Here is a 25,088-nt window from a genome sequence, read left to right as displayed (position 1 = left end):
TAAAATTATTGAGGTCTAAAATACAATAAAATATAGTACTTTTGGGTTTTATTCTAGCAACCCAAACTTTGTTTTAATGCGGTACATTAAACCACTGATATTTATTTTTTTATTTTTTTTTATAAAAATAAGTTACTGTCAAAACTTTGAAGATGCTTGGTCAGAACATTATTCTTATCTGGAAATTAAAGATGTGTCACCAGGTTTAGACAAATTATATGTAGCTGCAGAAAACACTATTTTTACATATGATATTAATACCTATCAAATAGAAAAACTTTCTACTATTAATGGTTTGTCAGGAGAGACTATAAGTGCTATCTTATATATAGAAGACCAAGATTTACTGTTATTAGGGTTTGAAAATGGCCTAATGCAAATTTATGATCAAGTAAATAGAACGTTTTTAACGGTAGTTGATATTTTAGATAAACCAACAATTCCGCCAAATAATAAAGGTATAAATCAATTTTTTAGAAATCAAGATTTGGTTTATATCTCAACAGATTATGGTATATCAGTATATAACATTAATGCTTTAGAATTTGGAGATACATATTACATAGGTCCAAATGGTTCACAATTAAAAGTTAGACAGACAACAATGTTTAACAATTATATATATGCAGCAACAGAGCAAAGATTGTATAGAGCAAGTTTAGATAATCCTAATTTAATTGATTATCAAGAATGGGAAAGTTTAAATAACGGAAATTGGTTAGGTGTTCAAAATGTTGAAGATAGACTATACGTAGCTAATTCTAATAGAAGAGTTTATGAAGTTGTTAATGGTAACTTAATCCAAAAAGTTGCTTACCCACAAGATATAGTTGGTTTTAAAAGTAACGACAACCGTTTGTCAGTTACAATAACTAAGCAATCTTATGTATATAGTAGTAATTTTGATCAGTTAGTCAATGCAGCAACAACAACAGATTTTAATCCAAATTTTAGTACAAGTATATCTGTATCAGAAGAATTGTTTGTTGGAACAAATAGAATTGAAAATACAGGACAACCAGCTTTTGGAATTTTAAAAACCAGTTTTTCTGATCCAGAAAATTTTGAAGAAATTCATCCAGAAAGTCCATTACGAAATAGATTTTTTAAATTAAAATATCAAGAAGGACAAATCTGGGGAATACATGGAGGTTATTCAATATCTTATAATTTTAATGGAGGAGTAAGAAGAGAAGGGATTAGTCATTTTATAAATGATGAATGGCGAAATATAACGTATGATTCTTTAGCTCAAAACGTAACAAATCCATGGTACTTATCCTATCTTACAATAGACCCATTTAATAGTAGCAATGTGTATGTAAGTTCATACTATTCAGGGATTATAAATATACAAAATGAAGAAGTAGTTAATGTGTTTAACCAAAGTAATAGTAGTTTGGTGCCTTTATTTGGTTCGGTTTATTTGATTTTAAATTCAGCTTTTGATGATCAAGGTAATTTTTATGTTTATAATGGACGTGTTAACGAAACTCTTAATAAACTATCAGAAAATGGTCAATGGACATCTTATAACTACCAAGCTCTAATAGATCCCGCAACAAGTAATTTAGGATTTTCTTCAATGGTTTTTGATAATAACGGAACAATATTTTCTGGTAGTTCTCACTATGGTGTAATAGCATGTGTACCTAATAGCAGTAATAATCCAACAATAGTTAATATAAGTGAGGAAGAAGAAGGAATGCCTTCTCCAAACATAAGAACATTAGCATTAGACAGAAATGGACAATTATGGATTGGTATGGATAAAGGGATAAGAGTTGTTTACAACACACAAAGCTTTTTAGAAAATCCAGAAGTAGATAATATAGTGGTTTTAGATAATGGAGAAGCTAGTGAGCTGCTTTTTCAGCAATTTGTAACAGATATTGAAGTGGATGGTTCTAACAATAAATGGATAGCAACATTAGACACAGGTTTGTATTATTTTTCATCAGATGGTCAACAAACCATATATCACTTTACAAAAGACAACTCACCACTACCAAGTAATGATGTTTTAGATGTAGCATTGGATGAAGAAAATGGTATTGTTTACATAGCTACAGAAAAAGGTCTATTATCTTTTAAGTCAGAAGCGTCAAAACCAAAAACTACTTTAGAGGATGCTTTTGTGTTTCCAAACCCAGTTAGACCTACATTTGATATGGTTTCAGAAAAAATTAAAATAAGAGACATTTCAGAAAACGTTAATATTAAGATTACAGATATTGAAGGTAATCTTGTAGCAGAAGCAGAGTCTAATACAAACGGCAGGTTTAAAGGTTATAATCTTGAAATTGATGGCGGTACAGCATTATGGAATGGTAAAAATCTAGCTGGAGATGTTGTGGCTTCTGGCGTGTATCTAGTCATGTTAAACGATCTCGATACTTTAGAAACCAAGGTGCTTAAATTAATGGTGGTTAGGTAATGCAAACCAAAACAAAAGCCATAGTTCTTTCTAAAATAAGATTTAAAGACAACGATTTAATAGTAAAATGTTATACCTATAATCATGGTATAGTCAGTTATATTTTAAAAGGTGTTTTAAAGTCTAAAAAGAATAATAAGAAAATAGCCTATTTTCAACCATTATCTTTATTAGAATTAGAAACAGACCATAAAGATAATAGGTCTTTACAGTATATAAAAGATTTAAAAACAAGCTTTCTATATAGTAGTTTGCATACCAATATTGTTAAAAGTGCTATTGCAATGTTTTTAGCCGAAATCTTATCTCAAGCACTTAAAGAAGAAGAGCAAAATATACCATTGTTTAATTATTTAGAGACCTCTTTTATGTGGTTAGATGAAAGTAGTCAAATATCTAACGCTCATTTACTATTTCTTTTAGAATTAACGAAGTATCTAGGTTTTTATCCTGATGATTCTGAAATTGATGCAGATTTTTTTAATCTTTTAGAAGGTCAATTTCAATACATAAACAATTCAAAGCACTGTGTTTCCGGAGAAAATTTAACACTCTTAAAACAGCTTCTAGGCACAGATTTTGATGCATTAAATCAAATAAAAATCAACTCAAAACAAAGACAGCAGTTTTTAAAAATGTTGTTGCAGTATTTTGATTTGCACTTAACCAATTTTAATCAACCTAAATCTTTACAAATCTTAAATGATGTATTTAATTAAAAAGATAACGTACATTTTTATATTCTGTTTTTTTGCAAATGCCTATGCGCAGTCAGTAAAAGTTATAGATAAAACAACCAAAACACCAATACCAGGCGTTGCTGTTTTTAATAAAAATCAAACTACAACAGAAGTTACAGACGAAGATGGCTTAGTTAATCTAGATAAGTTTTTAGATACAGAATTGATCTTTTTTCAACATATTTCTTTCAATTTAAAATCTTTAAAAAAAGAAAATATTAAGACCGATTATATTTATCTAGAGAGTAATCAATTAGGTTTGGATGAGGTTATAATATCTGCATCAAATTTTAAGCAAAATAAACGAGAAATCCCTAAAAGTATAGCTATAGTAAACGCCGATCAAATAAAGTTTAATAATCCACAAACTAGTGCAGACTTATTAGAAAATACAGGTAAAGTTTATATCCAGAAAAGTCAGTTAGGTGGTGGTAGCCCAATGATACGTGGTTTTTCTACAAATAGATTATTAATTAGTATTGATGGAGTAAGGATGAACAACGCAATTTTTAGAGGTGGTAATCTTCAAAATGTAATTTCTATAGATCCACTTTCCATAGAAAAAACTGAAGTTATTCTTGGTGCAGGTTCAACTATTTATGGTAGCGATGCTATTGGTGGCGTAATGAGTTTTTATACTAAAAGACCTAAGCTTTCTTACACAGATAGTTTAATTGTAGATAGTAATGTAATGCTTAGATATGCTACAGCAAATCAAGAAAAAACTGCACATGTAGATGTAAATTTAGGTCTAAAAAAATGGGGATTCTTAACTAATGTTACGTATACAGATTTTAACGATTTGCGTATGGGTAGTCATGGACCAGCAGAGTATTTAAGACCCGAATACGTCGTGACTGAAAATAATCAAGATGTAATTATTGAAAACAATAATCCAAAAATTCAAAAATTTACTGGTTACAACCAAATCAATTTAATGCAAAAAGTAGCATACAAACCAAAAGATAACTTAGATTTTGATTTAGGATTATTTTACACGACAACTTCCGATTATCCAAGATATGACAGATTAATTAGATATAGAGGTGATAATTTGCGTTCAGCAGAATGGAATTATGGGCCACAACGTTGGTTTATGTCTAATTTAAAAGTAACAAAGACAAGTAGTAAGGCTACATTTTATGATAATATAAAAGCAACATTTGCATATCAAAATTTTGAAGAAAGTAGAATAGATAGAGATTTTGAAGATATAATTAGGAATATACATGAAGAGTCTGTTAATGCTTTGTCTTTTAACTTAGATTTAGAAAAAGATCTAAGCAAAAAATCTAGTCTTTTTTATGGTTTTGAATATGTTTTCAATAAAGTTAATTCTATTGGATATACAGAGAATATTGAAGATAACACAACAGGAAACACTGTGTCAAGATATCCAGATGGTGCTACTTGGAAAAGTACAGCTATTTATGCTAATTATAAGTATAAACCAAACCAAAAGTTTGTATTACAATCAGGTTTAAGATATAATAACGTAACACAAAGTGCAAATTTTACTGCTAATAATCAATACTTAAATTTACCATTTGATCAATCTAAGATCAATGCAGATGCTTTAACAGCATCAACAGGAATCACATGGTTACCCAATGATATTTTACAATGGAAACTTAATCTCTCTACAGCATTTAGAGCACCAAATATTGATGATGTTGGTAAGGTTTTTGACTCAGAACCAGGATCTGTAGTTGTACCAAATAATAATTTAAAACCAGAGTATGCATACAATGGAGAACTAGGTTTAAAACTTAATTTTAATAAAAAGGTAGTATTTGATTTAGCAACATACTATACCTATTTAGATAATGCTTTAGTTAGAAGAGATGGAGATCTTAATGGAGAAACCGAAATTATTTATAATAACGAATTAAGTAATGTGCAGTCTATACAAAATGCATCAAAATCTTGGATATATGGTTTTGAATTTGCTGCTCTATGGAATATTAGTGACCAACTTAAGCTAACATCAAGATATAATTTTATAGGTGGTACAGAAGAAACAGACGGTATAGAAGTACCAGTAAGACACGTAGCACCAAACTTTGGCGATACACATCTAATGTGGCAATCTGATAAGTTTAAATTAGATGGCTTTGTAAATTATAATAACAAATTATCTTTTACTCAATTGGCTCCTTCAGAAACAGAGAAAGATTACATTTATGCTTTAGATGAAAATGGTAACCCTTATTCTCCATCTTGGTATACCTTAAATCTTAGGACTCAATATCAATTAGCAGAAGATACAATAGTTACAGCAACTTTAGAAAATATAACAGACCAACGCTATAAAACATACTCGTCCGGTATTGCTGCACCAGGAAGAAATTTAATTGTTTCATTAACATATAGTCTATAAAAAAACCAGCATTAACAAAATTAGTTAATACTGGTTTTAAGGATTAGCATTTACACATTGCCTTTATTTTTTTATAGTTTTTTTAGTAATGGTTTGCCCATTGTTTAATGTAACTTTAGCTATGTAAAGATTTTCATTTAAATTTTTCAAGTTGTAAGTTTCAGAGTAATTATTACCTTTAAAAGAGTATATTAACTTCCCTAAAGTGTCAAATATTTCAATTGTTTTAATCTTAAGATTCTGACCGACTTTAAACATTACATTATCATTTTCTAGCTCAATAATAGAAAGGTTGTTTAAAGTTGTTTCTTTATTATCAATACTCAAACTAGCATTGTTGAAAACAATCTCAAAGCGATTGTTAAACTCGCCAACATTAGAAGTAAAGTTGTAATCACTTACAGTTAAATCGTGAATTGTAGAGGTTAAATTGTCTTTAAGATAAATAGGGTTGCTAGATAAAAAGTTTCCTTGTGTATCAACAATAGAAATAGTATAAAGTGTAGCTACATTTATAGAAGTTTTAAAGGCTACAGGTATAATCTCATCTTCATTTAAATCACTAATGTTTCTTGCTTGTATGGCAAATAGATTTGGATTGTTTTCTATTATAGAACCAAATTTAACTGCAGTATTAGAAGATAAATTTTTGGCAGCATCATAATATGAGCCATCAAAATTGTTTGTAGCTAAAGTATTGTAGACGATTAAAATTTGATTAAATACACCATTGTCTGATGTTAAGTTTAAACGAAGCTTTTCTACATGAAAGTTGTCACTTTCGTTATTAATGTTTGTAGTAGTTGTATTTGAATATCTAAAAAATTGATTGTTATTAGATTTAACACGCATACCATTATTAAATATTACTGTTCCAGGTGTTGTCGCATTATCATCATAGTTTACAAAAAAGCCTTGTCCAGAAGCAATATGTCTGGTAGGAGTAACACCATCTCCTCCTGCAGTTTCACCTACACCATTTATGATTGCATAATCTGACCCAGAAAAATTTAGGATTTGATTACCATTGTTATTATCTGAAGGCGGTGTGTTTTGTGACCATAAATAGATGCTACCATCTAATGTGCCTTCTGTATTAGATGTTGAGTATTTATTTGCAGCCATAAATAAGTCTACATCAATAGCAGAAGGGTAAGGATTGCCTATAAAATTCCAATTATTATCTGGTATTGCACTAGTACTACTATCATCATTTCTAACTACAGCAACGTTTATTAATCCATTATTAAAAGGTCCCGAAAAGATATGTGCAAAGTTATTACCACTGCCTCCACCAATACTAAAAGATGTAGGGGACAGTGTCGCAGCGTAGCCAACACCAGGTGTCATTATTCCAGAAGCATATTGCCAATCGTCACCATTGTCATCAATATCATCTAATGTATCTGTTGCTGTATAAGCTGTTAATGTATTGTTGTTGCCGACTTCATAGAACAAATCAGAAAAATTAGCTGCGTTAAAGTAAAAACGTCTATCTGGATTTGTTGTAAAAAATGTGTTTTCTATTGTTTCACCAGTAACAGGACTACTCCAATAAGTATATTCATACCAATTATTGATTATTGCTGTTCGTTTAGTTACAGTAGATGTTCCTGCTGCATTATTAGTAAAACTTTGAGTATTATCATTCTGTAAAAAGCTACCCGCAGTTTGTAAATTAATTATTCCGTTATTATCTACATTTCTTTGTACTTCAACAAAAGTATTGTCTGCTATAAATAAAGTGTTTCCAGCAGATACTGTTAAGCTACAAGCACTAAAACTTCCATTTATAGAGGTGTCATAATAATCATTGATAATAACACTCTTTGTTAAGTCAGGTAAAATTCCTCCTTGCCATGTACCACTTGTCCAAGTTGCTATTGTTGTGCCACAAGGATTAGCTATATCGCAAGTGTAACCACATCCACCTAAATTACTAAAACGTGTTGAAGATGTTAGCCAGTTACTTGCCGTTCCTGCATCTGCTAAAATATTAGCAGTCGTCGTTGTAGTTGTACAATTATATTTTGCATTAGAAATATTTCCTCCTAAATTTAAAGCAGAAGTACCAAGCGTTAGAGACGCTGGTAAATCTGAAGTTGTGCTATTGTTTACAGGATCATAAGTCCAACCAGTACTATCAAAACTAATACCATATAAAAAAAATGGTGTAGCAGTGGTATCTCTAAAAACTAGAATTTGTTCTCCACCACCATTTAATGAAAAACCACCAGTCGGATTGTTAGTTACCACGCCAATTGAAGGTGTAAAGTTATTTCCTGATGTTTCAGTAATTGTGATCTCTGTACCACATGGTAAGTCTTGATCAGATTGCCATTCAATGATACCTTCTGAAGTAGAGAAAGATGAGGTTGTATTATTCCACGAATTATCTGTGAATTTAACTACTGTACCTGTTGATGTTTCAGTTAATAATACAAATGTAAATTGATCAGCATCATTTGCATTATAACCTGTAATTATAATTTCTCCAGGTTGTAAAAGTGTTTGGCCAAATGATAAAATAGTAAATAAAAAAAATATTAATAGCGTAAATTTTTTCATCTTAATGATATATAATTAATAGCATGCTAAAAATATTTCATAAATTATTTTAAAACAAAAAGCTTCAACTTTATTAGTTGAAGCTTAAGTTTTTAGCGATAAAAAACATTTTTTTTAGTTTTTGATAAACTTTTTAATGATTTTTTGCTTGTTGGAAAGTTCTATCTCAGCTAAGTAAACAGATTGACTTAATGTATTTAAGTGATAGGTTTCTGTTTGTTCACTTCCTTTTAAATTAATTATTTTTCTTCCTAAATTATCATAAATAGTAACCGAGCTAATGCTTAGGTTTTTAGGAGCAATAAACTTAACATCATCATTAGTTAATGAAATGATTGTTGTATTAATTTCATTTAAAGTAAATTGGTCAATACTTAACGTTGGGTTTGTAAATACAATTTCAAAACGGTCGTTAAATTCACCAACTTCTGAAGTAAACGAATAAGCACTAGCGAATAAATCATGATACGTGTTTAATAAATTATCTTTTATGTAAGCAGTATTGTTTGCTAAAAAGTCTCCTTCAAAATTATCAATGCTTATAGTGTAAACTGTTGGCATATCTATCTTGTTTAGAAAACCAATATATATAGTTTCGTTAATATTTAAATCGGAAATGGCTTTACCTTGTACACTTAATTTTTCTGTGTCACCAGGAATTAATGAGTAAAAAGTCATTGTTTTTGTATATGCTCCGTTTGTTTTAGCATCGTAAGCAGCACCATCGTTAACAGTTGTTGCTCCATTAACGTAACCAATCATAATATTATCTTTTAAGCCAAAATCATTAGTTAATTTTAACCATAATCTATTTTCAGAAATATTAGTGCTTGCGTTAACATTACTAGTTCTAAAAAACTGATTGTTATTTCCGTCAACACGCATACTATTATTAAACGTTACCGTTCCGGTTGTTGATGGAGCAGCATCAGAATATGTGACAAAAAAACCTTGTCCAGACGCTATGTAGTTTGTCACTCCGCTTACTGAAGAACCAGTATAGTTAAGTGTAATATAATCGTTAAGGTCAAAATTAATTTGTTGATTACCGTTATTAGTTACCGATGGAGGCGTAGAATGTGACCATAAATATATAGCGCCATCTAAAGTACCTGTTGATGGGTTTGCACTGTAATTATTTTCATTAAAAAATAATGTTGCATCAATAGCAGATGGGTAAGGATTACCAATTAAATTCCAATTTGTATCTCCAAGTTCTGTGTCATTTCTTTCTACAGAAACAGAAATAATACCAGTATTTAACGGACCTCTAAAAGAATAGTTATAATTAGTTGCTGTAGTGTATGCAGCTGGCGAGTGTGTTGCAGCATAACCAACACCAGGTGTCATTAAATCTCCAGCAGATCTTAGTTGCCAATCATTAGCATCGTCATCAATATCATCTACTCCTGCACCAACAACTGTAGCATTGTTATTGTTAGTCTCGTAAGTAGAGTCTACAAAATTACCTGCGTTAAAACTAAATCTTCTATACGGACTTGATGGGAATAATGCACTTCCTATAGTTTCATTAGTCACTGGACTACTCCAGTAGGTGTACTCGTACCATGCGTCTAATACTGCGGTTAATTTTTCTACGGTTGTTGGGATAGTAGCAACACTACCTGAGTCATCATAAATACCAGAATTGTCTATTTGAATTACAGACCCTTCGTTTTGAACTAATAATTCACCATTGTTATAAATACTAGTCTGAACTTTTACGTAACTATTTGCACCAACAGTCAATACATATGATGGATTGATATAAAGGCTACACGCTTCTATATTTCCGTTTAAAGTTGTATTGTATGTGTCGTTGATAATTGCTGTAGTGGTCAGATCAGGAATACCATTATCCCATGTTCCAGCAGACCAAGTGGTAGTAATCATACTAACCTGAGCTGCATTTGTTGCTTGAGAACATGTACCATCTTCAATAACTTCTGCATAAAATTGATAACCATTTAAATCAAAACCGTCAATTGTTAATGTGTTTGAATTTTCTCCAGTTACAGTACCAGGTAAAAAGCTAGTGTTTGTTACGGTAGACCATGTTGGAGAAACGCCATCATTGTAATACCATGCATAAGTTAAAGTTCCAGAATTTCCAGCAGTTGCTGTAAAGCTAAAAGTAACACCAGTACAACCAGAAACGTCACTTATTGGTGACGCTGTAGGTAGGCTAGTAGGTAAAGTAAATACGCCTAAATCTGCACAACTTTCAGTTAAATTTGTTGTCCAATCACCAGCTGTAAAAGTTGTTGATGGACCTGTTGCAACAGAGTTTCTTAAAATAGAATATCCAGTTTCATTAGGACAATGTACCACATCATGTTGTAATCCATTTTTAGTTAATCTAATTTCATCATTAGCATTAATACCTGCATTTAATTCTGTAAAATCATAAGTGATAGCAGAACATGGATTAGGCGTAGCACTTCCTATTCTTAAAGTAAACACAGAATTTGCAGCAACTGTACCTGTTAAATCTATAGTTCTTGATGGTAAAGCATCTCCAATATCTCCATAACGTTCAATTGCAAAATCAGTTCCTACAGCATCTAAGTCTATTGCTGTTGCAGTAGGATTGTATAATTCCATGTACCATCCGTTTCCAGAGTCAGAATCGTATACTTCTGTAATTATTAAATCGGTAAAACTAGTTCCTCCAGAACAAGCTCCAGTAGAGTCAATAACTGTAAAGTTTGACGAAGAATTTACAAGACAACCACTTTCGGTTACAGTAATAACACCAGTTGTAGCACCGCTTGGTACTTCTACAACTAATTCGGTAGCAGTTTGGCTTAAGATTGTTGCGCTAGTACCATTAAAATCTACAGTTGAAGATCCTGTAAAGCCAGTTCCTGTAATAGTTACTATACTTTCTGTTGGTCCAGAAGTAGGCGTAAAGCTAACAATGGTTTGTGTAGGTATACAAGCATTAATCACTTCTATGGTGTAATCTTCTGTAGATCCGTAAGTAAATGTACCGCAAGGTGAAACAGTTCCAGCAGAACCGCCTTCTTCTTGTACAATACGCATTCTATAATTACCTACAGGTTGTAAAGCAGGAACATTAATGGTTATATTTTCTATTACATTTCCGCCACTTACTGCAACATCTAAAGTTGTAATAGTTTCATTTAAATCGTCAAAATCGCCATCGCCATTCCAATCAATCCAAACTCCACCAGCACCATTATATTGTGTACCATTACTACAATCTCCAAATTCTACAATTACAGTATATGATCCACCAACATTTAAATCGGCACTCATCGCAGTATAATCATTAACACCAGTTGTACATACATCTGTAGTGTTATTTGATATTGTATTATTTTCTCCAACTAGCGTTACATTTTCTATTTCAGAATCTAAAGCACTTGTAGCACCTGATGTACAATAGGCAAATACAGGTGTACAAGAGACTTCTACGCCATTAGACCATTCTAAATCGTTTCTTGTAAAAACTTTATAGGTGTAAGTGGTACCATTGGTTAAGCCTATTATAGTTTCAGTAGTTCCTGTTCCTTTGTAAACACAAAATCCACCATCAAAAGCAGTACCAGCTCCAAAAGTTGTACTAGCTGTATAAGTACCGCCATTTCCAGTTGGTGTAGCTGTAGAAAAAGATGTATCTGTTGCAAACACTAAAATATTATCATAACAATCTGTTGGTAAAGTCCAATCTACAGTAGTAGTATTATTTTCACATAAAGAAGTTGTTAATCCTGTAACGTTACTTGGTGTTGCAGTTTGTATAGTATGTGTATCACTATCGTAAGCTGTTCCTGTTACACTTCCAGCAGAAACAAAGGTTAAATCTGTAGTTAATAAAGCGCTTACTTGTATTGTGTTACCATTAGTAGAAGTACATGGTATATCTGTAGTAATAAATAAATAACCAGTACTTCCATTAGAAATTAATTGGCTAAATCCAGTAAATGTATGTGTGCCTGGTCCTAATGTTGCTGTTATATTATCAAGTAAAGTATCTGTACCTGCATTAAAAGTTGCATCTGCAGAGTAGTATAATTTAAAATTTGTAATGTTTGAAGCTGCATATGTACCTGTTGTTGTAAAAGACACATCTGTTAAAGTCGCATTGGCTGTAGATACTGATAAATCAAATGCGTAGATTGGAGTATCGTCTGCAGCTTGAATAATATTTGTAGCAGCAGTTGCAGGATTAGCAGAGTTTAATATTATGTCTGGTGGAGTTCCTCCTCCTGTAGATCCATTAACTATTATATCATTTCCAGCTCCTTCAAAACCACCAGATCCGCCAGTAGATTCAGCCCAACCATAAATTCTATAAGTAACCGCTGAGGCATTACCAAATTGATTTACATTAAATGTTATTATCTGAGTAGAAGTGTTATCTAAAATTGATTTTTCACCATCTATATCTGTTACGTAGCCATCTAAAAAACTTCTTAGAGCTATACCTCTTAGTCCAGTCCCAGATCTTTGAACATTAAAAATTATAGTTGTTACATCAAATGTTCCCGAATTTGGCGTAATTGTAAATTCCATATAATCGTTACCAGAAACTGCATTTGCTATATTAGTTGCAGCCCAATTTGTTGCATTAAATCTATTACCATTGTTTGATGCAGTTAATCCAGATCCTCTTGTTATTGTTGATGCATTTAAAGTTGCAGCATTAAAATTTGAATTTGCTGATACTTCATTTCCAGCAAGTCCATCAAAATCAAAAGTTAATATTTGCCCAAAGGAAAAATTAAGGCATAGCAATGCCATTAAAGAGAGGAGAAATTTATTCATGTTGTATTTTTTGACTATTAATTTGTCTTAAATATAGGAAAATTCTTAAGGGGTTAATTTCTATTTCGATGAATTGCAATGATTTATAGTTATATTTAATCATTACATAATATTGTGTGCTCTTTTTTTAATATTTATTTAATTTAGTGAACTATAAACGATAGATGAATAACTCTTACACTTTAGAAGAAGCCATAAAAAAACTAGAGCATTATTGTGCATATCAAGAACGTTGCCATAAAGAAGTGACTCAAAAATTGATACAAATGCAAATGATACCTGAGGTTAGAGACCATATTGTAGTCCATTTATTAGAACATAATTTTTTAAATGAAGAGCGCTATGCAAAAGCTTTTGTAAGTGGAAAATTCAATATAAAAAAGTGGGGAAAACAACGCTTAAAATTAGAGTTGAAACGAAAAGATATTTCTAGTTATAATATTAGTGCAGCTTTAAAAATAATAGATGAAAGTGATTACTATAAAACCTTTAATCAGTTAGCAGAAAAGAAACTAGAATCTATTAAAGAATCTGATAAATTTAAAAAGAAGAAAAAACTAATAGATTACTTGCTTTATCGTGGTTGGGAAACACATTTAGTGTATGATAAAGTAAACGAGTTAATTCCATAAAAAAAGCCTTTCAACTTAAATAGAGAAAGGCTTTTCTTTTTATAATTTTATTGGTCTATAAATTAAATACAGCTCCAATATTAGCATTAAATTGATTGTTTATTTTTTCTGCAGGTGTTAAGGCATCCGAGTTATATTTGGCAAACGTAGTACCAAATTCTGTGAATAATCCAAAACCGTCTGAGAAGAAATAACGCATACCAAGGTGTCCGCCAAAATTCTTTAAACTTAAGCTAATCCCAGGATATACATCAAAGTTGTCACTAATGTTAATTACATTGCCTAAGTTAGCATTAAAACGTGCTTTTAAGTCTATTCTATCTTCAAAATCTGCTTCTAAACCATTGTTTAGATTAAGCGCATAACCACCAACAATTCCTACAGAGATGTTTTCGCCTAAACCATAATCGTATGTAATTACAATTCCGTTTACATTATCTTGAAAGTTTGCACCTATCTGTAATTTTTGGTCGCCTTTTCCTTCAAAAGTTTGAGCAGTTACTAGACTTGTAATTAAACAAGCAAGTATTAATAATCCTTTTTTCATTTTTAAGATTTAGTTAAATATTTATTTGTGTTTGTAATGGCTTGTTGGTTTTTCCAATCTATCCATTTTTGACCTTTAATTCTGCGCATAACATTATCTATGCTTCGCATAATAAATACGTTATATATAGCCTTTCCTAAGTTTTTTGGGTTTCGTGCAATAGCGCGTAAACTCATAGAAAAACCTGGTGTTAAATAGCGCATGTAGTGCCAATAACCTTCTGGCATGTATAAGACTTCTCCATGATTTAAATTACAAACCCAACCTTTTGCATTTTTTAAGGCTGGCCATTTGTTAAAATCTGGATTAGCAAAATCTATATCTTCTCTTGTAATTAAAGAATGTGGTATTTTGTATAAGTGTTTATTCTGTTTCTGGTCAAACAAAATACATTGTTTTTTTCCTTCAAAATGAAAGTGAAAAATGTTAGCTAAATCTATGTCATAGTGCATAAACGTATAGCTATCGCGACCACCAAAAAATAGCATTGGTAAGCCTTTCATTAAACGTAATCCAAAATCAGGAAACTTAAAATCCTTTTGCAATTGCGGGACTTCTTTTAAAACATTCCACAGAAAAATACGATATTTTGTAGGTTCGCGTTTAAGCAAATCTACATATTCGCTCATTTTCATTTTTGCATGAGGCTCATTAAACCCATCTTTATAATCTACTGGTCTATCATCATAAAGAGGTACAGTTTTATCTCCAGCAATCTCTTTAATGTAATCTAAACTCCATTTAGAATAAGCAGGCCAATCTGTAATAAACTCTTCTATAACCACTGGTTTTTGAGGTTTGAAGTAGTTTTTTATAAAGTCTTCTTTGGTTATCGTTTTAACCCTTGGTATGTCTTGAAGATTTAATTTCAAAAATTAAAAATTTAGAGAGCAAAGTTAATAAAACGTTACCAAATAATAACTAGGCTATAGTTATAGCTTAGTTAAAATTATATCTAAGACCAAATAAAACGTTGCTTGGAGGCATTGGTACAAAGCCAGCTTCTATATATTCTGCATTAAAAATATTACTTGCAGTTGCGGTAAGCGTAAATTGTTTTAATCTAGCTTCTAAAGACGCGTCCCAAACGTTGTAACTGTCTCCTGTAGTACGCTCAGCGTGTTTATAAACAATATTTTGAGTGATGTTTTTAAATAATTGTGTGCTTAAACGCGATGTAAAATGATGTTTTAAGGTGTTTAAAGAATAACGCGATAAATCTTTATTTTGATCTAAAATGTTATCTTCCATAAAGTTGTAACCAACTGTAAAAGTTTGCTTGTAATTATTTAAGCTGAAATGATATTGCGCATCAACCTCAAATCCTTTTGTGTTTACTTCTGCAATGTTCGTAGCCTCAAAAAATGAAATTGAAGTATTTGGTCTTATGTAATCAATTAAGTTTTTTGCATCTCTATTATACACTGCTGCAGATGCTGAAAATTTAGCCGACAAATATTTAAGTCCTATTTCTTGAGAAAAAGCTTCTTCTACTTCTAAATTTTCGTTACCAAGAGTACTAGGGTCACTATAATATAAGTCTGTATATGTTGGTATTCTGTAAGTATAACCAATGTTTCCATAGACTTTTAAGTTATTATTTAAACGATAACCAAGATCTAAACCAGGAAACGCATAAAACTTAAAATCTGAAAAATAAGTTACTGCAACACCAGGTGTAATATCTAGGTTTTCATTTAATAGTTTAAATCTATGTTCTAAAAATAAAGTAGACATAAAACGCTGTCTGTTACCTAAATTATTACTTCTTAAATAGACCTTAGATAAATCTACACCAAAGCCAGTAACACCTAAACTAGACTTGTAAGACGCATTGACTTCAGTTCCTATTTTATCAGAGATATGAAGATTTCTGTAGACTGTTGGATTGTTACGTATGTAAATGTATTCATCTTGATTACGTTTCCAATATACACGTGGTTTTATGGTTAGATTTTCAGTTTTAAATTGTGTTGAAAATGCTAATAAACTATTCTGTGTTTCTTCGTATTGATCAATAGCACTTTCGCGAGCGTAAAACCCATTGGCTCCAAATTTTCGCTCTTGAAACGTAGCAATCATTTCAATCGCTTTTTTCTTCTTATTAAAAACACTTTTTACAAAATAATTGCTGTTATCGTAATCTGTGTTATAACGATAACCTTCAGAAGTCATTTTATCTATGTGTACAATGTGTGACGAGTTTTCTAAATCTGCACCAACCGAAACACCTGCATTTAATTGTCCAAAACTACCTATTTCTAATTTTGCAGATACCGTATTTTTTAAACTATTTTTAGTTACAATATTTATAGCGCCAGTAAAAGCGTTTTGTCCAAAAACACGTGCTGCTGGACCTTTAATAATCTCTATACGTTCTATAACTTCTAACGGTAAAGCGGCATTCATGGTGTGATGTCCTGTTTGCGCATCGTCCATTTTTATACCATCAATAAGTAGTAAAGTTTGGTCAAATCCGCCACCACGAATATGTAAATCTGCTTGGCTACCAGCAGTACCACGACGTCTTATATCTACGCCTGCAAATTGTTGTAATACATCGGCAACATTGGTAGCTGCGCTATTTTTTATATCTGAAGAAGAAACTATAGTAATAGTTCTTGAATTTTCTTTAAACGGTAAATCTATTCTAGTAGAAGAGATAACAACCGAGTCTAATTGTTGTTCTTTTTGTAAATCTTGCGCTTGTAAACTTGTTGATAAAACGCTTAGCCCGATAAAAAAACGAGTCAATTTCATAATAAATTTTTTATGTGATTTTTGAAGCTGCAAAATTCGTAACTTTCCGGATTAGTAAACTAGTCCAGTTTTAAAACAATGAATAGTCCGGTTGAAGACATATTATTAACATTAGTAACTTTAGATAATACATCTGTTTCGCCCAAGTACATTCAAATTGCTCAACAAGTTATTAATGCCATACAACGTGGTTATTTAACCGAAGGAACGAAGTTACCAGGAACTAGAAAATTTAGCGGACTGCTTGATATAAATCGTAATACTGCAGTTGCAGTTTATGACGAATTAGCATCACAAGGTTGGGTAGATATAGTTGCAAATAAAGGTACTTTTGTTTTAATGCCCGAAAAGAAAACAGCAGCAATTAAAGGCGCTGCACAAGGATTAGAAAAACTAAAGACGTATCCAGAAACAGCAGGGTTTTCATTTCAATCTTCATTTAATTTGGCATCTACAGAAGAAAATTCTGATTGTGCATATGTGCTAAACGATGGACAACCGGATTTAAGATTGCATCCAACACATCAATTTTCGCGTTGGTATAGTGCGTCTATGAAACGTCCAACTTTAGTGTCTAAATGGAATCAAACCCAAGATCAATTCTATTCTATATTTAATAAACAACTGTGTAATTATTTAAATGCAACACGCGGTTTTTACATAATGCCGCATAATATTTTAAGTACTCGAAGTACAGAAATGAGTTTGTATATCGTATCTCAATTACTTATTAAAAAAAACGATGTGGTATTGGTTGCGCAATTAAGTTCTTATAAATCAAATATGATTTTTCAGCAAGCTGGTGCAAATTTAATTACAATACCTGTTGATCATAACGGAATAGATGTAGATTTTATAGAACAGCATTTTACCAAAAACAGTATTAGATGTGTTTATGTTTGTGCGCATAGGCAATACCCAACAACCGTGACGTTGTCTGCCGATAGGCGTGTTAAATTATTACAACTAGCTAAAGCTTATAATTTTGCTATAATTGAAGACGATTTTGATTACGATTTTCAATTTAATGGATCGGCAATGTTACCTATGGCAAGTGCAGATAGTGAAGGCGTTGTAATCTATCTAGGTCGTTTAGGACAATCTTTTTTTCCTAGTTTTCAAATAGGGTTTTTAATCGCGCCGCAAAACGTAATTAAAGAAGCTAATAATTACCTTCAGTTATTAGATAAACAAGGCGATTTAATACAAAAACAAATGTTATCTGAGCTTATTGCAGAAGGTGAAATTAACCGATTAATCAAGAAAAATATTACGGTTTACAAACAACGCAGAGATTATTTGTCCAAATGTTTAACTGTTCATTTTAAAGGTGAAGCTACTTGGAAAATCCCTGATGGTGGATTAGCAATATGGTTAGAATTTAATTCTAATATATCTTTATTTCAATTAGCCGAAAAAGCAAAAGCTAACAATTTATTTTTACCAAAAACCATTTTGTATCAAAACAAATCGCTTTGTGCTATACGATTAGGTTTTGGTCACTTAAGTGAAGATGAAATTGAAACCGTAGTTAAAATTTTGAAACAGTCTTTTGATGCTGTTAAAGTTTAATTTATTCATAAACAAATTCACCTCTTTCACGATAGGCATCTTTGTTCATCCATTTAAAATCATTAGTTTCGGTAGCGTCTAATAAGTCTGCGTCAAGTGCATCAGCTAAATGTAAACCAATATCAAAAGCTTCTTTTTCTTTATATACCGTTGTTGCTTCAATTTTATTTTTAGTATCGTAAAATAAATTAATAGCATATTTGTTTTCAGAAATATTTGTAGAAGCAGTAGATACCCAAACTTTGGTATTAAATGTTGCTGCAAAAACAGAAACGTAGTCAATGTCTGGAATTGATTGCCACTTACCAATTTTAAAACCAAGAATTGAAAATACTTTTCTGTAGGTTTTTGATTCTAAATCAATCTCTGTGCCTTCAGTTTTTAATAATAAATAGCTAAAAGCTAAAGGAACGATTGTAGCTATATTTCCTGATGTTATTAAGTTAAAAATGGTAAAAACTATTATTGCAACGCCTAAAATAGTTCGCCATAATGGTACTTTTTGTATATAACTAATGGTGTATTTATTCATCTATTTAATATCAAATTCAGTTTTACAATCATCACATCTATACTTATCCTTAGCATAAAAGGGAAGTGTGCCAAATAAAAAACCAACCATAAAAGAAAAGAAAGATTTAAAATCTTTAATAGTAGAAAACATAGCTACTTTGCTACTGTTACAATTAGGACAATGTATAGCGTTGCCATTATCATCTACCGAGTATTTATTAATAGTTTCTAAAATATGTTGCGCTCTTAAAGCATCTTTAGCTAATACTTTTAGTTTAACGCCACCAATAGCGTTGCTTACCAAAGGATCTGTGTCTATAGTTAAGTGATCGCTTAAAAACACTTCAATACCTTCAGATTCTAAACGACCTTTTATAATCTGCGCTTCTGCAGAATACTGAAATTTTGCTATGGTTTTAAAGGTTGGAGACATATTTTATTATCTATATTAATTAGTAGATAAAAGGATTAAAGTGTTACAAGTTACTATTATTCATTTAAATTTTAACATTCTTCAAGGTAAAAAACGTAACATAAATTCAAACATATTATGTAATTTTACACATATGTTTGCATTAGTAGATTGTAATAATTTTTATGCCTCTTGCGAGCGCGTATTTAACCCAAACCTTAACGGTAAACCAGTTGCTATACTTAGCAATAATGATGGTTGTATCATTGCGCGTAGTGATGAGGCTAAAAATTTGGGCTTACCCATGGGCGCGCCAATTTTTAAATGGGAAAACTTCTGCAAGACAAATAACATCTACGTACTTTCATCTAATTATCCTCTATACGGAGATATGAGTAGTCGTGTCATGTCTATATTAAAACAGTTCACACCAGATGTTGAGGTATATAGTATAGACGAATCCTTTTTGCAATTTAAAGGATTTGAAAATTATAATTTAAACGATTATGGACAACAAATAAGACAACGCGTTTTAAAATGGACAGGTATACCAACCTGCGTAGGTATAGCAACTACAAAAGGATTAAGTAAAGTAGCTAATAAAATAGCAAGAAAATTTCCTAAACAAACTAAAGGGACTTATGTTATAGATACAGAAGACAAGCGTATAAAAGCATTAAAATGGCTAAAAATTGAAGACGTTTGGGGCATAGGAAGACAATTATCAAAACGATTAAAAGCCAAAGGATGCAAAACAGCTTTAGACTTTGCTAATTTGCCAGAAGATTGGATAAAATCCAATTTTTCTGTAATAGAAGCACGGTTACATCGCGATTTAAATGGCATACCAACATTAACTTTAGAAGAATACGATCAAGCTAAAAAAGTAATAGCCACAACACGTAGTTTTGATTACACGTATTCTGATTTAAGTTATATAAAAGAGCGTGTAGCAACCTTTGCAGTAACTTGTGCAGAAAAGTTACGTAAACAACACTCTAGCTGTCATACCATAATTGTATTTTTAAAAAGTAATAAGCATAAAAAAGAACAAGCACAACATTCACAAAGCAGAGCAGTGCACTTACCTTATGCAACCAATTCATCTTTAATAATTAGTAATACAGCGGTTAATGCAGTAACAAAAATTTTTAAAAAAGGAATAGAATATAAAAAAGCAGGCGTAATGATAACAGGTTTTGTGCCCACAAACAATTATCAACTCAATATTTTCGAAAAAGAAAACCCAAAGCATTTACCGCTAATGCAAACAATAGATCAAATAAATTTAAAATATCACACAAATAAAATTAAATTAGCAAGTCAAGACCTAGAACGTACCTGGAAGATGCGTCAAGAACGATTATCGCCTAGGTATACAACCAATATAAACGATATTATAAAAGTTAAATAACCATTATAATTAAAAAACATAACATATAATTTGGGCGTTACCCTATTGGGTCGGGCTTTTCGCAGTCGCGCTTTGCAAGGCGCTCCAACAATGCTACAATCCCTAACGCAACTATTTGCTAACAAAAAGACTTAACTATGATCAAGCACAAATCAGGAAGTTTAACCTTTTACATACCAGATGCAACAGCACAATCCAGAGCTCATTTTTTTGATGCAGGTATTTCGGCAGGATTTCCATCACCAGCAGAAGATTTTAAAGAAGAACGTCTATCATTAGACGAGACGTTAGTAAAAAACAAAGAAGCTACTTTTTATGCACGTGTAAGCGGTCAGTCTATGATAGGTGCCGGATTAGACGATAATGATTTGTTAGTTATAGACCGTAGTTTAGAGCCAGCAAACAATAAAATAGCAGTTTGTTTTTTAGATGGCGAGTTTACAGTAAAACGTCTACGGGTAGAAAAAGAAGAAGTTTGGTTACAACCAGAAAACCCAAATTATCCTATCATTAAGATCACAGAAGACAATAATTTTTTAATTTGGGGTATTGTTACCAATGTTATTAAAAAAGTATAAAACTAAAAACGCGAAGCATTTGCTTCGCGTTTTTTAATTGTAAAAGTATTATTTGTTTTATTAATCTGCTAAAACAATTACTTTGTTATCTTTCATTTCGATTGTACCAGAACTTATTTTTAGTAAAGTAGTGTTTTTATCGCCTTTAGTAAAACGATCTTGAACAGCTTCATCTAACTCTATATTACCAGTAATTTTAACGTTACCTTCTTTTAATATAGAGACAACAGGAGCGTGATTGTTTAACATTTCAAAATCTCCATTTACACCAGGTACAACAACGCTGGTTACTTCTCCGCTAAATAAAGTAGCTTCTGGTGATACAATTTCTAAATACATATTTTTCTAGTTTGCAGTTTGCAGTCTGCAGTTTGCAGTCGCACTGAGGACTGAATACTGAATACTGCCAACTGATTTTACGCTTCAGCTAACATTTTTTCTCCAGCTTCTATAGCTTCTTCAATTGTTCCTTTAAGGTTAAACGCTGCTTCTGGTAAGTGGTCTAATTCACCATCCATAATCATGTTAAATCCTTTAATAGTATCTTTAATGTCTACTAATACTCCAGGAATACCAGTAAATTGCTCTGCTACATGGAAAGGTTGAGATAAGAAACGTTGTACACGACGTGCTCTACCTACTGCCATTTTATCTTCTTCAGATAATTCTTCCATACCAAGGATAGCAATAATGTCTTGTAATTCTTTATAACGTTGTAATAACTCTTTAACTCTTTGTGCACAAGCGTAGTGATCGTTTCCTAAGATGTCTGCAGTTAAAATTCTTGAAGTAGAATCTAATGGATCTACCGCAGGATAAATACCTAACTCGGCAATTTTACGAGATAATACTGTAGTTGCATCTAAGTGAGCAAACGTAGTTGCTGGTGCTGGATCCGTTAAATCATCCGCAGGTACGTAAACCGCTTGTACAGATGTAATAGATCCTTTTTTAGTAGATGTAATACGCTCTTGCATTGCACCCATTTCTGTAGCTAATGTTGGTTGGTAACCTACCGCAGAAGGCATACGTCCTAAAAGTGCAGATACCTCAGATCCTGCTTGTGTAAAACGGAAGATGTTATCTACGAAGAAAAGTACATCTTTTCCTTGTCCATCTCCTGCGCCATCACGGAAGTATTCTGCTATTGTTAAACCAGATAAGGCAACACGCGCACGTGCTCCTGGTGGCTCATTCATTTGTCCAAAAACGAAAGTTGCTTTAGAGTCTTTCATAGCAGCTTTATCAACTTTTTGAAGATCCCATCCACCTTCTTCCATAGAGTGCATAAAGTCGTCACCATACTTAATAATTCCTGACTCTAACATCTCTCTTAAAAGGTCATTTCCTTCACGAGTTCTTTCTCCAACTCCAGCAAATACTGAAAGTCCACCGTGACCCTTAGCAATGTTATTAATTAACTCCTGGATTAATACTGTTTTACCTACTCCGGCACCACCAAATAATCCAATCTTACCTCCTTTTGCGTAAGGCTCAATTAAGTCAATAACTTTAATACCTGTAAATAATACTTCAGTAGAAGTAGATAAGTCTTCAAATTTTGGTGCTTGACGGTGAATTGGTAAACCAGCTTCTCCTGCTTTAGGTAAGTCTCCTAAACCATCAATAGCATCTCCAATAACGTTAAATAAACGTCCGTAAACATCACCACCAATTGGCATTTGGATAGGAGCGCCAGTTGCAACAACTTCTGTTCCTCTACTTAAACCATCTGATGAGTCCATAGCGATAGTACGTACAGTATCTTCACCAATGTGAGATTGTACTTCTAGTACTAACTTAGAGCCGTCAGCCTTATTAATTTCTAATGAATCGTAAATTTTTGGTAGTTCAGTACCGGCTCCGAATTCTACATCGATAACTGGACCAACTATTTGTGCAACTTTACCTGTAACTTTTGACATTACTTATCTGTTTAATATTATGGTATTTAATTGAATGAAAACTATTTCTGTTTTCGCGTGCAAAGATAGGTGTTTTTATTTAAAATAAAAGGTCTTTTTTCTTATTTTGAATATAAAAAAACACCTTCATGCAGAAGGTGTTTTATAAATTTAAATTTTGCTGCTAATTTAGTTTAATCCAGCAGAATATGTTGTATTGTAGTTACCTATATTTACTAGGTTTCCTGAAGCTTCAAAGTTAGAGCCATATGTAGCATCTATAGCTTTTAAGAATTCGTTAGCAATTAACGCATAACCTCTAGAGTTTGGATGAACACCATCTAAAGAAAATGCACCACCAGTAACTAAACTTGCTGTTAATAAATAATCTCCTGAAGAAATACCGCCATTAGCTAATTGATTTAATAACGTATTAGCGTCAACAAATGCTAAACCTGCGTTATTAGCAGCGTTTTCTATTGTCGAATTAAATGCAGCAGTAGCAGATGCTATTTCTGATTGTTCTGAAGGAATTAAAACCCATTTGTCATCTAAAGGTTTAGTAATACCTTCTGCAGAGAATTGTCCAGCTAGTGCTGGCGGTAATCCTTGCGCTACTAATGTAGCAGCGTAATCCGTGTTAACAGTTCCTATTACATTACTACTTGGTAAAACAAATAAATCTGCAGCTGTTGCTTGTCTTGTTTGACCATAAGTGTTTCCTAAAAGGTTTGCTACTAACGGAGCTGCTTGAGCAGGAAGCCCAAATTGTGCGATAAAAGCAGGAAATGTTGGACTAGCCATAAGCGCTCCACTTATTTGAGCAGAAATATCTGTTAAGCTTTCGTCTTTAATAACTACAGGGCTATTCTCTGATTGAGAAAAAACTATAGCTCTTTCTGGTTGTCCTAAAGCATCATATATTTGATTAATTGCTCCAAAAATCGTGTTTAAAGTTGGTATTTGTGGACCAAAATCAGGATTATCAGGACTTAAAGGGTTGTAAGGTACTGTTGTGAAATGAGGTATTGATGTAACATCTGGAATGTTTGCTACTACACCTTGAGAGCCTCCAGAAGTAAGCGTTGTTACTAAAGTGTTATATGCAACATCAAATGTTGCTTGATCAGTAATAGGATCATAATTTTCTGCCATAGTATCACTTTCTCCTCCAGATAAAGCATAACCTAAAACATCATTGTTTCCTATCCATAAAGAAAAGAACGTTGGTGTTTGTGCCATAGCATCTGCTATAACAGATGTTGTAGGTGAACTTGCCATTCTTACAAAATAAGGATTTGCAGTCGCAGGTGTTGCAAATAAACCGTTTAAATCACCGTAACCTGGAGCTAATAAATGAAAACTTTTAGCTCCTGGAACACCCATATTGTTAAATGGTCCAGTTGGATTATTCAAAACAATATCTGTTGTAGTTTGAGCCATAGGGTTTAAGTTTGTAATAGAAGTTGGACCACTACCATCAAAAACCAATCTTGGACCAAAACCAGGAAGTTGACTACCGTTAATTAATAACCCACCAGTATTATCATTTGTTAGTGGTTGGTTAAAGTTACCGCCACCAACTAAAGAGAATTGACCGGATAATATATTAGGCATGGAGTTTTCTTGAGATATTCTGTATAAAGCTCCATCTGCAAAACCAGCAGTAAGTGAGTTACCTAAAGAAACGTATGTTGAAAAATTTGCATCTCCAGCTGTTAATTCTGGAAGCGGTTCAGATACATCATCTGAGCTACTATCGTCATCACTACAAGCTGTAAAGCCTAAAGCTGCAGCAAGTATCCATATATATTTTAATTTGTTCATTTTCATAAAT

The 25,088-nt window shown here is 32.1% G+C and carries 17 protein-coding genes; 7 read left to right on the top strand and 10 right to left on the bottom strand.

All coding sequences use genetic code 11. The annotated features are described in order from the left end of the window. Positions 1-76 precede the first annotated feature (76 nt). The 3 genes from porZ to FHS04_RS09360 are packed head-to-tail and all read left to right on the top strand — an operon-like array spanning position 77 to position 5,557. Positions 77-2,437: a type IX secretion system anionic LPS delivery protein PorZ gene (gene porZ / locus FHS04_RS09370; protein ID WP_106677173.1), complete on the top strand. Its 2,361-nt coding sequence runs from the start codon at positions 77-79 to the stop codon at positions 2,435-2,437. After that, on the top strand, positions 2,437-3,156 hold the full coding sequence (gene recO / locus FHS04_RS09365) for a DNA repair protein RecO (protein ID WP_106677175.1): 720 nt from the start codon (positions 2,437-2,439) through the stop codon (positions 3,154-3,156). The genes porZ and recO overlap by 1 nt, the downstream gene beginning before the upstream one ends. Beyond that, a complete protein-coding gene (locus tag FHS04_RS09360) occupies positions 3,140-5,557 on the top strand; it encodes a TonB-dependent receptor (RefSeq protein WP_317044609.1) in 2,418 nt (805 codons plus the stop codon). The genes recO and FHS04_RS09360 overlap by 17 nt, the downstream gene beginning before the upstream one ends. 63 nt (positions 5,558-5,620) lie before the next feature. On the opposite strand, the gene FHS04_RS09355 is transcribed toward FHS04_RS09360, so the two are convergent. Together FHS04_RS09355 and FHS04_RS09350 are read right to left on the bottom strand one after the other, a co-directional pair. After that, on the bottom strand, positions 5,621-8,125 hold the full coding sequence (locus FHS04_RS09355) for a T9SS type A sorting domain-containing protein (protein ID WP_106677179.1): 2,505 nt from the start codon (positions 8,123-8,125) through the stop codon (positions 5,621-5,623). Positions 8,126-8,239: 114 nt separating this feature from the next. After that, positions 8,240-12,919: a beta strand repeat-containing protein gene (locus FHS04_RS09350; RefSeq protein ID WP_146131289.1), complete on the bottom strand. Its 4,680-nt coding sequence runs from the start codon at positions 12,917-12,919 to the stop codon at positions 8,240-8,242. 164 nt (positions 12,920-13,083) lie between these two features. Between FHS04_RS09350 and FHS04_RS09345 the strand changes: the two genes are divergently transcribed. Beyond that, the gene (locus tag FHS04_RS09345; protein ID WP_106677183.1) at positions 13,084-13,551 is read left to right on the top strand and encodes a regulatory protein RecX; all 468 of its coding nucleotides are present in this window, start codon (positions 13,084-13,086) and stop codon (positions 13,549-13,551) included. A gap of 55 nt (positions 13,552-13,606) precedes the next feature. Here the strand turns inward: FHS04_RS09345 and FHS04_RS09340 are convergent, their stop codons facing one another. The 3 genes from FHS04_RS09340 to FHS04_RS09330 form a co-directional block, all read right to left on the bottom strand. Further along, a complete protein-coding gene (locus FHS04_RS09340) occupies positions 13,607-14,098 on the bottom strand; it encodes a DUF6646 family protein (RefSeq protein WP_106677184.1) in 492 nt (163 codons plus the stop codon). Positions 14,099-14,100: 2 nt separating this feature from the next. Further along, a complete protein-coding gene (locus FHS04_RS09335; protein ID WP_027879627.1) occupies positions 14,101-14,970 on the bottom strand; it encodes a cupin-like domain-containing protein in 870 nt (289 codons plus the stop codon). Between the two features lie 67 nt (positions 14,971-15,037). After that, entirely contained in the window at positions 15,038-16,858 is a 1,821-nt protein-coding gene (locus tag FHS04_RS09330) for a TonB-dependent receptor plug domain-containing protein (protein WP_106677186.1), read from the bottom strand. A gap of 78 nt (positions 16,859-16,936) precedes the next feature. Between FHS04_RS09330 and FHS04_RS09325 the strand changes: the two genes are divergently transcribed. Continuing rightward, positions 16,937-18,430 (top strand): aminotransferase-like domain-containing protein, encoded by a 1,494-nt coding sequence (locus tag FHS04_RS09325; RefSeq protein ID WP_106677188.1) that lies wholly within the window; start codon positions 16,937-16,939, stop codon positions 18,428-18,430. Position 18,431: 1 nt separating this feature from the next. Here the strand turns inward: FHS04_RS09325 and FHS04_RS09320 are convergent, their stop codons facing one another. Together FHS04_RS09320 and FHS04_RS09315 are read right to left on the bottom strand one after the other, a co-directional pair. Then, positions 18,432-18,962: a hypothetical protein gene (locus tag FHS04_RS09320; RefSeq protein WP_106677190.1), complete on the bottom strand. Its 531-nt coding sequence runs from the start codon at positions 18,960-18,962 to the stop codon at positions 18,432-18,434. Continuing rightward, positions 18,963-19,376: a putative signal transducing protein gene (locus FHS04_RS09315; RefSeq protein ID WP_106677192.1), complete on the bottom strand. Its 414-nt coding sequence runs from the start codon at positions 19,374-19,376 to the stop codon at positions 18,963-18,965. A gap of 133 nt (positions 19,377-19,509) precedes the next feature. Here FHS04_RS09315 and FHS04_RS09310 point away from each other — a divergent pair, with 133 nt between their 5' ends. Both FHS04_RS09310 and FHS04_RS09305 read left to right on the top strand, forming a co-directional pair. Further along, the gene (locus FHS04_RS09310) at positions 19,510-20,769 is read left to right on the top strand and encodes a Y-family DNA polymerase (protein WP_106677197.1); all 1,260 of its coding nucleotides are present in this window, start codon (positions 19,510-19,512) and stop codon (positions 20,767-20,769) included. Positions 20,770-20,906: 137 nt separating this feature from the next. Next, positions 20,907-21,347 carry a LexA family protein gene (locus FHS04_RS09305; RefSeq protein WP_106677199.1) on the top strand — a complete coding sequence of 147 codons (441 nt, stop codon included), beginning with the start codon at positions 20,907-20,909 and terminating at the stop codon, positions 21,345-21,347. Positions 21,348-21,407: 60 nt separating this feature from the next. Here FHS04_RS09305 and FHS04_RS09300 read toward each other — a convergent pair whose 3' ends face one another. The 3 genes from FHS04_RS09300 to FHS04_RS09290 form a co-directional block, all read right to left on the bottom strand. Beyond that, positions 21,408-21,686 carry a F0F1 ATP synthase subunit epsilon gene (locus FHS04_RS09300; protein WP_106677201.1) on the bottom strand — a complete coding sequence of 93 codons (279 nt, stop codon included), beginning with the start codon at positions 21,684-21,686 and terminating at the stop codon, positions 21,408-21,410. 77 nt (positions 21,687-21,763) lie between these two features. Then, positions 21,764-23,272 carry a F0F1 ATP synthase subunit beta gene (atpD, locus tag FHS04_RS09295; protein WP_106677203.1) on the bottom strand — a complete coding sequence of 503 codons (1,509 nt, stop codon included), beginning with the start codon at positions 23,270-23,272 and terminating at the stop codon, positions 21,764-21,766. 168 nt (positions 23,273-23,440) lie between these two features. Then, positions 23,441-25,078 (bottom strand): SGNH/GDSL hydrolase family protein, encoded by a 1,638-nt coding sequence (locus FHS04_RS09290; protein ID WP_106677204.1) that lies wholly within the window; start codon positions 25,076-25,078, stop codon positions 23,441-23,443. Positions 25,079-25,088: the final 10 nt, after the last annotated feature.

Origin of the sequence: Mesoflavibacter zeaxanthinifaciens subsp. sabulilitoris, assembly GCF_014191595.1 — a bacterium.
Taxonomy (GTDB): Bacteria; Bacteroidota; Bacteroidia; order Flavobacteriales; family Flavobacteriaceae; genus Mesoflavibacter; species Mesoflavibacter zeaxanthinifaciens.
The sequence above is the reverse complement of the archived record's forward strand: the minus strand, read 5'-3'. Positions and strand labels throughout refer to the sequence as shown.

What these genes read in the sequence shown, in the direction of transcription:
- FHS04_RS09360 (WP_317044609.1), top strand. Translation starts at nt 3,140, where the DNA reads ATGATGTATTTAATTAAAAAGATAACGTACATTTTTATATTCTGTTTT.
- FHS04_RS09355 (WP_106677179.1), bottom strand. Translation starts at nt 8,125, where the DNA reads ATGAAAAAATTTACGCTATTAATATTTTTTTTATTTACTATTTTATCA.
- FHS04_RS09320 (WP_106677190.1), bottom strand. Translation starts at nt 18,962, where the DNA reads ATGAATAAATACACCATTAGTTATATACAAAAAGTACCATTATGGCGA.
- FHS04_RS09290 (WP_106677204.1), bottom strand. Translation starts at nt 25,078, where the DNA reads ATGAACAAATTAAAATATATATGGATACTTGCTGCAGCTTTAGGCTTT.
- recO (WP_106677175.1), top strand. Translation starts at nt 2,437, where the DNA reads ATGCAAACCAAAACAAAAGCCATAGTTCTTTCTAAAATAAGATTTAAA.
- FHS04_RS09300 (WP_106677201.1), bottom strand. Translation starts at nt 21,686, where the DNA reads ATGTATTTAGAAATTGTATCACCAGAAGCTACTTTATTTAGCGGAGAA.
- FHS04_RS09305 (WP_106677199.1), top strand. Translation starts at nt 20,907, where the DNA reads ATGATCAAGCACAAATCAGGAAGTTTAACCTTTTACATACCAGATGCA.
- atpD (WP_106677203.1), bottom strand. Translation starts at nt 23,272, where the DNA reads ATGTCAAAAGTTACAGGTAAAGTTGCACAAATAGTTGGTCCAGTTATC.
- FHS04_RS09325 (WP_106677188.1), top strand. Translation starts at nt 16,937, where the DNA reads ATGAATAGTCCGGTTGAAGACATATTATTAACATTAGTAACTTTAGAT.
- FHS04_RS09310 (WP_106677197.1), top strand. Translation starts at nt 19,510, where the DNA reads ATGTTTGCATTAGTAGATTGTAATAATTTTTATGCCTCTTGCGAGCGC.
- porZ (WP_106677173.1), top strand. Translation starts at nt 77, where the DNA reads ATGCGGTACATTAAACCACTGATATTTATTTTTTTATTTTTTTTTATA.
- FHS04_RS09350 (WP_146131289.1), bottom strand. Translation starts at nt 12,919, where the DNA reads ATGAATAAATTTCTCCTCTCTTTAATGGCATTGCTATGCCTTAATTTT.
- FHS04_RS09315 (WP_106677192.1), bottom strand. Translation starts at nt 19,376, where the DNA reads ATGTCTCCAACCTTTAAAACCATAGCAAAATTTCAGTATTCTGCAGAA.
- FHS04_RS09340 (WP_106677184.1), bottom strand. Translation starts at nt 14,098, where the DNA reads ATGAAAAAAGGATTATTAATACTTGCTTGTTTAATTACAAGTCTAGTA.
- FHS04_RS09330 (WP_106677186.1), bottom strand. Translation starts at nt 16,858, where the DNA reads ATGAAATTGACTCGTTTTTTTATCGGGCTAAGCGTTTTATCAACAAGT.
- FHS04_RS09345 (WP_106677183.1), top strand. Translation starts at nt 13,084, where the DNA reads ATGAATAACTCTTACACTTTAGAAGAAGCCATAAAAAAACTAGAGCAT.